This is a genomic window from Alsobacter sp. R-9, from assembly GCF_054612375.1.
Map to the genome: position 1 here is coordinate 1 of NZ_JBTSWJ010000003.1, position 12,075 is coordinate 12,075.

A 12,075-nucleotide genomic window follows, 5' to 3' on the forward strand; every position below is an offset into this window, starting at 1 on the left:
GCCGCGCGCGTGCCGGCGACGGCGGCGCGGGCGGCGAGGCCGGCGCGGGCGCAGCGCCCCACGAGGTCGCGCACCATCGCCGCCTCGCCGCCGAAGAGATGGGCCGATCCGCCGATATCGAGCAGCAGCCCGTCCGGCGGGTCGAGGCCGACGAAGGGCGTGTAGCGCTCGGCCCAGCCGGCGACGGTGTCGAGCAGCGTCGCGTCCGCCGCCGGGTCCGCCTCCGCCACCGCGAGCGCCGGCACCATGGCGCGGGCGGTGGCGAGCGGCAGGCCGGCCGACAGCCCGGCCCGCGCCGCCGCCGCGTCGACGGCGGCGAGCACGAGGGCGTTGTTCTCGCGCGCGACGACGACGAGCGGGTCAGCCGGCGCGGCGCCAGTCGCCCTCAGCCGGTGCAGCCGGTCGGTCGGCAGGCGCGGCAGGACGAGCGCGAGCAGGCGCGACGACGGGGTCTCGCAGGAGGTGCTCATCGGGATCCCACTCCATGGTCCAGGAGCCACCCTCGCCGACCGTTCCCGGCTGGCGCAGGCGTTCGAGCGTGACGGCGAAGGCCGGGCGGCCGACGCCCGGCAGGCGGCCGAGGGAAGGCAGCGGCAGGCTCGGCGCCGCCGCCACGCACCAGCGCGTCGCGGCGCCCGGCGGCCCGGCATGGGCGCCGGTGCGCAGCATCAGGGCCGGCACGCCGGAGGCCTCGGCCGCCAGCGCGAGACGCCGCGCGGCGGTGAGGTCGAGCGCCTTCGGATCGCCCCAGGGCTCGGCCAGCACGAGGCCCAGCGCGCGGCAGCGCAGTCCCTCCTCGGCGGCGCGCAGCACGTCGCGCGCGTCGGCGACGGCGACGAGCACGAGTCCGCCGGGATCGAGCCCGTAGGCGGCGAGGCCGGGGCCGTAGGGCTCGCCCGTCTCGCGTCCGGCGAGGTCCTGGCGGACCCACAGCCACGGCCGCGGCGTGCCGCCGGCGCGGGTGAGCCGGGCGGCGCAGGCGAGCGCGAAGCCCGTTGCCGCGGCGCCGTCGCCCGCCGCCGCCGGCCGCACCTCGTGCACGGCTCCCCGGCGCAGGCCGCCGCCGAGCATGCGGTCGGCCGCCGCATGGCCGAGGGGGACGGCGAGGTCCCGCTCCGGCCCTGCCAGCGCCCGCGCGCGGCCGTCCGCCCCGATGGCGGCGACGCGCTCGCGCAGCGCAGGCAACAGCAAAGGGTTCGCGGTCGCGCTCATGGCTCCACGGTCTCGACGCCCGTCAATGGAAGAGTTCCTGTTTTGTTCCAATACGGATTCCAGACGACGCCGACCGAGTCAACCGCGCCGTCGAATCGAACGATCGGCAGAGGGGATGTCAGAACCGGACACCGGCCCCTCATCCGCCCCTTCGGGGCACCTTCTCCCCGCAAGCGGGGCGAAGGGGCGCCCATCGACCGCGCCTCACCTTGCGCCTCTCCAGCTCCCGCGCCGGCACCGTTCCCTTCTCCCCGTCGCACGGGGAGAAGGTGGCCCGCACGCGCCGGGCTTGCCCGGCTCGTGCTCCGAAGGATGCGGGAGCGGGCAACAGCCCGCGCCCGTGGGACCGGATGAGGGGCGGCCGCGCCCGGTCCTTCCCCCCTCAGCGGCACTCCACCGCGACGACGCGGCCGCGCTGGGCAGCGGCGATGGCGCCGGCGGTCAGCGGTTGCGCCGGAGGAGACCCGGCCGAGGCCTGCGCCTTGCCGGCCGCCAGCGCGGTCGCGGCGGGCACCAGCGGCCAGCTCGCCTGCGGCATCACGCCGGCGACGAGGCGGGGTTCGACGGCCAGCGAGGCGACGAGGCCGACGAGGGCGCCGGAGCGGTCGAAGACGGCGGCGCCGGCCGCGCCGCGCTGCAGCGGCGCGAACACGCGGGCCTTCCCGCTCTCCGGCATGCGCGCCTCGGCGGGCACGACGGCGAGCTGCACGTCGCGCCCGAAGGCCGCCTGCGCCAGCACGACAAGCGGCTCGCCGTCCGCCGGGCGCCCTTCCCGCACCGCGCCCGCCGGGACCGCGAGACCGGGCACGTCGAGCACCGCGAGGCCGGCCGCCTTGTCCACGGAGAGGATCTTCGCCGGCTGGCGTCCGGCGAGCGGCGAGGGGCAGGCCTCGACGGCGGCGACCGTCACCACCTGCCCGGGACCGGTCACGAAGCCCGACAGCAGCAGCGGCCCCGAAGCCGTGGCCGGGGCCTGGCCCGGTGCCTGCGCCGCAGGCTGCCCCGGGGACGGGCCGGGCGTCGCGGGCGCCGTGGCCACGGCGGCGCCGGGCACGGGCTCGAAGCTGTTGGCGACGGCGATCGAGATGCGGTCGAACTCGGCGGCGCGCGCCACGGGGTAGCTCAGCGTGTAGCCGCGCAGGCCGGCGGGCGTCTGGGCGACGCGGGTGTAGAAGCGCCGCCCGTCGCCCTCTCCGGACACGACGAACCAGTCCGGGCGCAGCACCTTGTAGGTGACCTTCCGCTTCGGGCCGTCGGCCCGCAGGAGGTCGTAGAGCGGCTGCAGCTCGGCCTTCGGCGCCGTCAGCTCCAGCGTCACGGTGCCGTCGGCGGAGGCGAAGACGGTGCCGTCGGGCGACTGGCGGGTGCGGTCGAGGAGCTTCTGCGGCACGCCGATCCGGGCGCCGGAGCGGCCGTCGAGCAGTTTCGTGAAGCGCACGGCATCGCGCGCCTTCGCCGCCGTCTGGGCGAGCGCGGCGCGGTCCTTCGGCTGCAGGATGCCGTCCGGCTTCAACCCGGACCGCTTCTGCAGCGCGACGATGGCGCGGAAGGTGAGGGGGCCGAAGCCGCCCGTGGCGGCCCCGGTGAAGTCGCCGGTCCAGATCAGGTCGTCCTGAACGGCGCGCCGGTCGGCCTCCGGCAGGGCCTCGAAGGTCTTCTGCGCCTCCGCGAACAGGGGGTCGACGGGCGCCGCCTGCGCCGTGGGCTGCTGCGCGGCCGCGGGGCCTGCCTCCGTGATGCCCGCCACCGCCACCGCCACCGCCAGCGCCACGGCGAGGCATCCGCCATGGCCGGGACCTGAATTCCGCCGTCGCCTCATGGGCAGCCCCCGTCGAGCATGGCCGGGACTGTCGCAGAAGCGCACGCAGGGGTCGAGTGTCATTGCACACGCCGCTTCCGGTGTTACGCTTCCGCATCCCGGTCCGGACCCATCGACGATGCGCGCGCTCACCCGCACCCTCTCCGCCACCCTCCTCCTGGCGGCCGGCCTGTTGCTGGCCGGCCCCTTCGGCCCGCTGGGCTCCCTTGGCCTCGCCCCGCCGTCGGCGGCGCAGGCCCAGGCACAGAAGGCCTTCGTGCGCGACGATCTTGCCTCCGAGGGGGTGCGGCTGGAGGAACAGCTGCGCAAGGAAGCCCCGGCGGCGCTCGCCGGCCGTCCGGCCGCGCAGCTGCGCGCCGAAGGCACCGCCGCCGCGAACCGGGATGCGAAGCGGGGTCTCGCCATCCTCGCCGCCGCCGTCGCCGCCGATGCGCGCGACCCGGCCAACTGGCTGGCCTTCGCCCGCGTCGCCTTCGCCGCGGCGCCGGCCAACGGCAGCGAGCGGTGGCAGCTGCAGCAGCGCGCCGCCGTGGCCGCCTACGCCGCCTACCAGCGCGCCACCGCGCGGGCCGACGAGGCCGCCGCCCTCGCCTTGCTGGGCGACAGCTTCGCCGCCCGCCAGATCTGGCGCCCGGCGCTCGACGCCTACCGCCAGAGCCTCGCGCTCGCCGACGACGCGGCCCTGCGGTCCGTCTACCAGGCAATGCGCGAGCAGCACGGCTTCCGCATCACCGACTACAAGGTGGACTCGGACAGCGCCTCGCCGCGCGTCTGCTTCCAGTTCTCCGACCCGCTGGCGCGCGGCAAGGTGGACTTCGCGCCCTTCATCGCCGTCGCGGGATCGTCCAACGCCGCCATCGCGGCCGAGGAGCAGCAGCTGTGCGTCGACGGGCTGAAGCACGGCGAGCGCTACGCCATCGTGCTGCGCCAGGGCCTGCCGTCCTCCGTCGGCGAGGCGCTGCTGAAGAACGCCGACTACGAGATCTACGTCCGCGACCGCTCGCCGAGCGTGCGTTTCACCGGCCGCAACTACGTGCTGCCGCGCGTCGGGCAGGAGGGCATCCCGCTCGTCTCGGTCAATACGGCCCGGGTCGACGTCGAGATCAGCCGCATCGGGGACCGCAACCTGCTGCCGACGCTGCGCTCCGACGACTTCCTCGGCCAGCTCGAGGCCTACCGCGCCCGCCAGATCGGCAACGAGAAGGGCGTCAAGGTCTGGACCGGGACCATGGACACCCGCTCCGAGCTCAACCGCGACGTCGTGACCGCCTTCCCGGTCACGGAGGCGGTGGGCAGGCTGCAGCCGGGCGTCTACGTGATGACGGCGAAGCCGAACGACGGTACGCCGCCGTCTGCCTCCGCCTCGGCCACCACCGGCGACGACTACGACCCCGACGACTGGCGCACCCGCGCCACGCAGTGGTTCGTGGTGTCCGACCTCGGCCTCACGGCCTTCGTCGGCGACGACGGCGTGCACGTCTTCGTCCGCTCGCTCGCCTCGGCGCAGCCGATGGCGAACGTCGAGATCCGGCTCATCGCCCGCAACAACGAGATCCTCGCGACCCGACCGACCGACGCCACCGGTCACGTCGCCTTCGACCCGGGGCTGGCGCGCGGCACGGCCGGAATGGCGCCGAGCCTCGTCGTCGCCAGCGACGCCGGCGGCGACTACGGCTTCCTCGACCTCGGGCAGGCGGCCTTCGACCTCACCGACCGCGGCGTGAAGGGCCGCGTCGCCCCGCGCGGGCTCGATGCCTTCCTCTACGCCGAGCGCGGCGTCTACCGCACGGGCGAGACGGTCTACGTCACGGCGCTGCTGCGCGACCCCGCCGGCGTGGCCGTGCCCGGCCTGCCGCTCACCCTCGTCGCCCGGCGCCCCGACGGCGTCGAGTACAAGCGCACGGTGGTGCAGGACCAGGGCCAGGGCGGGCGCGCCTTCGCGCTGCCGCTGCTCGCCGGCGCGGCCCACGGCACGTGGCGCGTCGTCGCCTACGCCGACCCGAAGGGCCCCTCGATCGGCGAGACGAGCTTCCTCGTCGAGGACTACGTCCCCGAGCGCCTGTCGGTGGAGCTGACGCCGAAGCAGAAGACTCTTGGGCCCGGCGAGCCGGCCGACATCGACGTGCTGGCGAACTTCCTCTACGGGGCCCCGGGCTCCAACCTCGACGTCACCGGCGAGTTCGTGGTGCAGCCGGCCGAGGGCCCGGGCCTGCCGGGGCTCGAGGGCTACGCGGTCGGCCTCGCCGACGAGAGCTTCGAGCCTGCGTCCGGCAGCCTCGAGGACCCGGTGACGACCGACGCGAAGGGTCGCGCCACGGTGAGCGTGCCGCTGCCGGAGGTGGTGGCGCCCCGGCCGCTGGAGGCGAAGATCGCGTTGCGCGTCGGCGAGCCCGGCGGCCGCGCCGTGCAGCGTACCGTCACGATCCCGATCCGCCCCCGCGGGCCGGTGGTCGCGGTGAAGCGGCTCTTCGGCGACGACATCGGCGAGGGGACGCCTGCCCGCTTCGACGTGCTCTACGTCGCCCCGGACGGCGCGCGGCTCGCCAAGCGCGGCCTGCGCTGGACGCTGAACCGCGTGGAGAAGCGCTACCAGTGGTTCCAGCAGGACGGCCGCTGGTCGTTCGAGCCGGTCACCTCCACCCGACGCGTCGCCGACGGCACGCTCGACGCGGCCGCCGCCGCGCCGGGGCGCATCGAGGTCGCGGCCGAGATCGGCAGCTACCGGCTCGACGTCACCGGCGGCAGCGACGGGGACGCCACCAGCGTCGCCTACACGGTCGGCTGGAGCGGCGACGCCACGGCCCAGACGCCCGACCTGCTGGAAGTGTCGCTCGACAAGGCGGCCTACGCCGCCGGCGACACGATGCAGGTGACGCTCAACCCGCGCTTCGCGGGACAGGCGACGATCGCCGTCGTCTCCGACGCGGTGCGCACGATCCGCACGCTGGCGGTGAAGCCGGGCGAGAACCGTGTCAGCCTGCCGGTCGAGGCCGGCTGGGGCGCGGGCGCCTACGTGATGGCCATCGCCCACCGGCCGCTGGAGGAGGCGGCGAAGCGCATGCCGGGCCGCGCGCTCGGCGTCGCCTGGTTCGCCGTCGACAAGGCGGCGCGCAGCGTCTCCGTGTCGCTCGACCCGCCGAAGAAGGTGCGCCCGCGCGGCGCGCTCGAGATCCCGGTCAGGCTCGCCGGCCTGTCGCCGGGCGAGGAGGCCTTCGTCACCGTCGCCGCCGTCGACGTCGGCATCCTGGCGCTCACCGGCTACGAGCTGCCCGATCCCTCCGCCCACTTCTTCGGCCAGCGCCAGCTGCCGCTCGAGGTGCGCGACCTCTACGGCTACCTGATCGACGGCATGCAGGGCACGCGCGGCGCCATCCGCAGCGGCGGCGACGCGGCCGGCCTCTCGGCCGATGCCAACCCGCCGACGCAGGAGCCGCTCGCCCGCTACTCCGGCGTGGTGAAGGTGGGGGCCGACGGCACCGCCACCGTGTCCTTCGACCTCCCGGCCTTCAACGGCACGGTGAAGGTGATGGCGGTGGCGTGGTCGAAGGGCCGCACCGGCAGCGCCAGCACCGAGGTCATCGTCCGCGATCCCGTGGTGGTGACGGGCACGCTGCCGCGCTTCCTCAACCTCGGCGACCAGTCGCGCTTCCACATGGAGATCGACAACGTCGAGGGGCCGGCCGGGACCTACACGGTCGACCTCGACGTGACCGGACCGGTGGTCCTGCCTGCCTCGGCGACGCGCAGCACCATCCAGCTGCCGGCCAACGGCCGCGCCTCGCTGACTATCCCGGTGACGGCGGCCGGGCTCGGCACCGCCACCTTCGACCTGAAGCTCACGGGCGCCGGCATCGAGGCCGTGCAGAACTTCCGGCTGCGCGTGAACCCGGGCAGCTCCACGATCTACCGGCGCATCGTGCGGCCGCTGCCGCCCGGCGGCACGGTGAGCGTCAGCGACGATCTCGTCGCCGAGTTCCTGCCCGGCACCGGCGCCGTGTCGCTGGCCGTCTCGCCCTATGGCGGCATCGACGTGCCGGCGCTGCTGCAGGCGCTGGACCGCTATCCCTACGGCTGCACCGAGCAGGTCGTCAGCCGGGCGATGCCGCTGCTCTACGTCAACCGGCTCGCGGCGACGCAGGCGCTGGCGCTCGACGACGGCGTCGACCAGCGCATCCGCGACGCCATCGAGCGCGTGCTGTCGCGGCAGGATTCAAACGGCTCGTTCGGGCTGTGGTCGGTCGGCGGCTCGGAGGACGTGTGGCTCGACGCCTTCGTCACGGACTTCCTGACCCGGGCGCGGGAGCGCAACTTCGCCGTCCCGACGCGCGCGGTGGAGACGGCCCTCGACCGGCTGCGCAACACCGTCGCCAACACCACGGACGTCGCCGACGACCGGGCGGCCGGGCTCGCCTACGCCATCTACGTGCTGGCCCGCAACGGGCGGCCGGTGATGGGCGACCTGCGCTACCTCTCCGACACGAAGCTCACCTCCTTCTCCACGCCGCTGGCCCGCGCGCAGATCGCCGCCGCGCTGGCGCTGCTGGGCGACCGGGGGCGGGCGCAGACGGCGTTCGGCTCCGCGCTCGACCGCCTGCGCGCCTATCGGGACGGCGCCGTCTCGCGCGCCGACTACGGCTCGCGCCTGCGCGACGGGGCGGGCGTGCTCGCCCTCGTCGCCGAGGCGAACCAGGGCCGCGACCTCATCCAGCGCGCCGGCGCGGTGGTCGAGGAGGCGCGCGGCGCGACGGCCTACACCAGCACGCAGGAGAATGCGTGGATGGTGCTCGCCGCCACGGCGCTGGCCCGCGAGGGCGAGAGCATGGCGATCACGCTCGACGGCGTCCGCCAGAACGGTGCCGTGTTCCGCACGCTCAGGGGGCCGGCCATCGAGGGCCGCACGCTGGCGGTCGGCAACGCGGGCCAGGCGCCGGCGCAGGTGGTGCTGACGCTTTCCGGTCAGCCGATGACGCGCGACCCCGCCGCCTCGCAGGGCTACGCTGTCGATCGCAGCTTCTACAAGCTGGACGGCACCAGGACGGACCTCTCCAGCGTGCGCCAGAACGACCGGCTGGTGGTGGTGCTCAAGGTCACGGAGCCGGAGGCAAAGTTCGCCCGCCTGCTGCTCGTTGACATGCTGCCGGCCGGTCTCGAGATCGACAACCCGCGCCTCGTCAACGGCGATACGCTGGCCCCGCTCGACTGGCTGAAGCAGGAGATCGAGCCGGTGGCCACCGAGTACCGCGACGACCGGTTCGTCGCCGCCATCGACCGCAGTTCCGGCCAGCCCGCGTTCTTCACGCTGGCCTACACGGTGCGGGCCGTCTCGCCGGGCCGCTACGTGCATCCGCCGGCCGTGGTGGAGGACATGTACCGCCCCGAGCGCTTCGGCCGGACCGCCTACGGCACGGTCGAGGTGACGCCGGCGCGCTGAGGCGGGGAGACGCGCCGTGGCCGCGGGCAGGGCGAAGCGCTGGGCGAAGCGAACCGCCGTCGTCGCGGCGGCCGCGGCCGTCGTCGCGGGTGTTTCGCTCTGGCGCTTCGTCGACGCGCTCGGCCCGCTCGACCTCTCCCGCGTGCCGGACGGCTCGACCGTCGTGCTCGACCGCGAGGGGCGACTGCTGCGCGCCTTCACCACGGCGGACGGGCGCTGGCGCCTGCCGGTGACGACGGCGGACGTCGACCCTCGCTTCATCGCGATGCTGGAGGCCTACGAGGACGCTCGCTTCCGGCAGCATCGCGGCGTCGATCCGCGGGCCGTGGTGCGGGCCGCGTGGCAGGCGGTCGCCAACGGGCGGATCGTCTCCGGCGGCTCGACGCTGACCATGCAGGTCGCGCGCCTGCTGGAGCCGCGCGAGGAACGCAGTGCCGCGGCCAAGCTGCGCCAGATGGTGCGCGCGGTGCAGCTGGAGCGGCGTTTCGGCAAGGACCGGATCCTCGACCTCTATCTCGCGCTGGCGCCCTATGGCGGCAACCTCGAGGGCGTGCGCGCTGCCTCGCTCACCTATTTCGGCAAGGAGCCGAAGCGCCTTTCCGCCGGGGAGGCGGCGCTCCTCGTGGCGCTGCCGCAGTCGCCGGAGGCGCGGCGTCCGGACCGCCGGCCCGAGGCCGCGCGGGAGGCGCGCGAGCGCGTGCTCGCCCGCGTCGAGGGCCGCGGCCTGATGCCCGCCGCCGAGGTGGCGGCGGCGCGTGCCGAGCCGGTGCCCACGGCCCGTCGCCCCGGCCCGATGCTCGCCGCGCACGCCGCCGAGGCCGCCGTGCGCGCCGCGCCCGACCGGCGCGTGCATCGCCTCACCGTCGACGGCCGGCTGCAGGCAACGCTGGAGTCGCTGCTGCGCGAGCGCGTGCCGGCGCTCGGGCCGCGCCTGACGGCGGGCCTGCTGGTGGTCGACAACGCCACCGGCGAGGTCCGCGCCCATGTCGGCGGGCTCGACTACCTCGCGGCGGAACGCGCGGGCGCGCTCGACATGATCCAGGCGGTCCGCTCGCCCGGCTCGGCGCTGAAGCCCTTCATCTACGGCCTCGCCTTCGAGAACGGCATCGCCCATCCTGAGACGGTGCTCGACGACCGGCCCTCCCGCTTCGGCCTCTATGCGCCGGAGAACTTCGATCTCACCTACCAGGGCGCCGTGACGGCGCGCCGCGCGTTGCAGCTCTCCCTCAACGTGCCGGCGGTCGAACTGCTCGCCGAGGTGGGCCCGGCCCGCCTGCTGGCGCGGCTGCGCAACGCCGGCGCCGACCTCGTTCTGCCGCGCGAGGCACCGCCCGGCCTCGCCATCGGCCTCGGCGGCGTCGGCATCCGCCTCGCCGACCTCGTGCGGCTCTACGCCGGCTTCGCGCGCGGCGGCGAGGTGCCGACGCTGCGCTGGACGGCGGAGACGGCCCCCGGGCCGCCTGTCCGCATCTCGGAGCCCGTGGCGGCATGGTACGTCTACGACGTGCTGCGCGGCGCGCCGCCGCCGGCAAACGCGCCGGCGGGGAAACTCGCCTTCAAGACCGGCACGTCCTACGGCTACCGCGACGCCTGGGCGGTGGGGTTCGACCGGCGCTACACGGTGGGCGTCTGGGTCGGCCGGCCGGACGGCGCGGCGGTGACGGGCCTCGTCGGCCGGCAGGTGGCGGCGCCGCTGCTGTTCGACGCCTTCGCGCGCCTCGGCGGCGAGCCCGAGCCCATCCCGCCGCCCCGCGACGTCCTCGTCGCCACGACCGCGCACCTGCCGCCGCCGCTGCGCCAGCTGCGCCGCGACATCCCCAAGACGGCAAGCCTTGCGGCTCCCGCGCTGCGCATCGCCTTCCCGCCGGACGGCGCCCGCGTCGACCTCGGCCTCGCCGCGGCGGCGGCCGCGCCCCTCGCCATGAAGGCGCTCGGCGGCGTGCCGCCGCTGACATGGCTCGTCAACGGCCGCCCCCTCGCAGCGGCTGACCCGGTCGCAGCCGCCCGGCGGCAGGCGCTGTGGACGCCCGACGGCGCCGGCTTCGCCCGCGTCTCCGTCGTCGACGCGCTCGGCGCGACGGACAGCGTCACGGTGCGGGTGGAGTAGGGGCCTTCAGCGCGCGTTCGCGGCCGCGAGCGTCGCCGCGACACCGCGCTCGATCAGGCTGCCGAGGGCGCGCGTCACCGGGCCGGTGAAGCGCGGGTCTGCCGGGAGGCCGCGGCCGAAGACGCTCTCGAGGCCCATCAGTGCAGGGGCGAGTCGTGCCGCCACGGGGCCGGCCTCGTCGGCGCGGCGTCGCAGCTCTGCGGCCAGCGGATCGCGCACGTCGATGGGCCTGCCAGCCTCGTCCATCCCGGCGACGTAGCGCATCCACGCGGCGACCCCGAGCGCGATGCGGTCGACGGGCGCGCCGGCGGCGAGACGGTCGCGCGCGGTGGCAAGGAGGCGCTGCGGCAGCTTCTGCGTGCCGTCCATGGCGATCTGCCACGTCCGGTGGCGCAGGGCCGGGTTGCGGAACCGGGCGATGAGCCGGTCCTTGTAGCCCTCGACGTCGGCGCCGGGGGGCAGGCTCAGCGTCGGTGTCGCTTCCTCGTCCATCAGCCGGCGCACATGGACGGCGAGCGGCTCGAGCGCCATCGCGTCGGCCACGGTCTCCCGCCCCGCGAGGTAGCCGAGATAGGCCAGCGAGGAATGCGCGCCGTTGAGGAGCCGCAGCTTCATCGTCTCGAATGGCGCCACGTCGGCGACGAGCTCGGCGCCCTGCGCCTCCCAGTCGGGCCGCCCCTGCGGGAAGCGGTCCTCGATCACCCACTGGCTGAACGGCTCGGTCATCACCGGCCACGCATCCGCGACGCCGAGCGTCTCCGCCACGCGGGCACGGTCGGCGTCCGTCGTCGCGGGCACGATGCGGTCCACCATGGTCGAGGGGCACGACACCTCGTCCGCCACGAAGCGGCCGAGCCCGGGATCGCGGAGCGCGGCCAGCCGGGCGATGACCCGGTGCACCGTGTGCCCGTTTGCCGGGAGATTGTCGCAGGTCAGCACCGTGAAGGGCGGCACGCCCGCCGCCCGCCGCCGCGCCAGCGCCGCGACGAGGAACCCGGGCGCCGAGCGTGGCGCATCGGGGTGCGCGAGGTCGTGGCGGATGTCGGGATGGCTCTCGTCGAGCGTGCCCGCGGCCGGGTCGTGGCAGTAGCCCTTCTCCGTCACCGTCAGCGAGACGATGCGCACGGCGGGGTCCGCCATGGCGGCGACGAGGCGGGCGGGATCCTCCGGCGCCACGAGCACGCCGCGCAGCGCGCCGACGACGCGCAGGCTCTCGCCCTCGGCCGAACGGACGGCGACAGTGTAGAGCCCGTCCTGCGGCAGTAGCGCGTCGCGGGTGTCCGCCGCGCGCAGGCTGGCGCCGAGGATGCCCCAGCGAGGGTCGCCCGCCGCCAGGGCGCCGTCGGTATAGACGGCCTGGTGGGCACGGTGGAAGGCGCCGAGGCCGAGGTGCACGATGCCCGTCGTCACGGCGCCCCGGTCGTAGGCCGGGCGCTGCACGCCCGCGGGCAACGACGCCAGCGTGGCGGGCGAGAGGCGAGGCGGTGTCATCGGCGGGTGTCCTTT

Annotated in this window: 6 protein-coding genes; 2 read left to right on the plus strand and 4 right to left on the minus strand. The window is 75.5% G+C overall.

Annotated features, from left to right (window positions below):
• The 3 genes from ACX9GQ_RS05480 to ACX9GQ_RS05490 all read right to left on the minus strand — a co-directional run.
• The coding region (locus ACX9GQ_RS05480; RefSeq protein WP_459628543.1) for a Y-family DNA polymerase at positions 1-470 on the minus strand (470 nt) is incomplete at its 3' end.
• Positions 361-1,212 carry an ImuA family protein gene (locus ACX9GQ_RS05485; RefSeq protein WP_459628544.1) on the minus strand — a complete coding sequence of 284 codons (852 nt, stop codon included), beginning with the start codon at positions 1,210-1,212 and terminating at the stop codon, positions 361-363. The genes ACX9GQ_RS05485 and ACX9GQ_RS05480, both read right to left, overlap by 110 nt.
• 382 nt (positions 1,213-1,594) lie before the next feature.
• Positions 1,595-3,031, minus strand: a complete 1,437-nt coding sequence (locus ACX9GQ_RS05490) for a peptidoglycan-binding protein (protein ID WP_459628545.1) — start codon at positions 3,029-3,031, stop codon at positions 1,595-1,597.
• Positions 3,032-3,149: 118 nt separating this feature from the next.
• Here ACX9GQ_RS05490 and ACX9GQ_RS05495 point away from each other — a divergent pair, with 118 nt between their 5' ends.
• Both ACX9GQ_RS05495 and pbpC read left to right on the plus strand, forming a co-directional pair.
• Complete coding sequence (locus ACX9GQ_RS05495) at positions 3,150-8,462, plus strand: alpha-2-macroglobulin family protein (RefSeq protein ID WP_459628546.1); 5,313 nt, start codon at positions 3,150-3,152, stop codon at positions 8,460-8,462.
• Between the two features lie 16 nt (positions 8,463-8,478).
• Positions 8,479-10,569 (plus strand): penicillin-binding protein 1C, encoded by a 2,091-nt coding sequence (gene pbpC / locus ACX9GQ_RS05500; RefSeq protein ID WP_459628547.1) that lies wholly within the window; start codon positions 8,479-8,481, stop codon positions 10,567-10,569.
• Between the two features lie 6 nt (positions 10,570-10,575).
• Here pbpC and ACX9GQ_RS05505 read toward each other — a convergent pair whose 3' ends face one another.
• The gene (locus ACX9GQ_RS05505; protein WP_459628548.1) at positions 10,576-12,060 is read right to left on the minus strand and encodes a mannitol dehydrogenase family protein; all 1,485 of its coding nucleotides are present in this window, start codon (positions 12,058-12,060) and stop codon (positions 10,576-10,578) included.
• Positions 12,061-12,075: the final 15 nt, after the last annotated feature.

Excerpts from the sequence above, each read along its gene's own strand:
- ACX9GQ_RS05485 (WP_459628544.1), bottom strand. The coding sequence starts at position 1,212 with ATGAGCGCGACCGCGAACCCTTTGCTGTTGCCTGCGCTGCGCGAGCGC.
- ACX9GQ_RS05490 (WP_459628545.1), bottom strand. The coding sequence starts at position 3,031 with ATGAGGCGACGGCGGAATTCAGGTCCCGGCCATGGCGGATGCCTCGCC.
- ACX9GQ_RS05495 (WP_459628546.1), top strand. The coding sequence starts at position 3,150 with ATGCGCGCGCTCACCCGCACCCTCTCCGCCACCCTCCTCCTGGCGGCC.
- ACX9GQ_RS05505 (WP_459628548.1), bottom strand. The coding sequence starts at position 12,060 with ATGACACCGCCTCGCCTCTCGCCCGCCACGCTGGCGTCGTTGCCCGCG.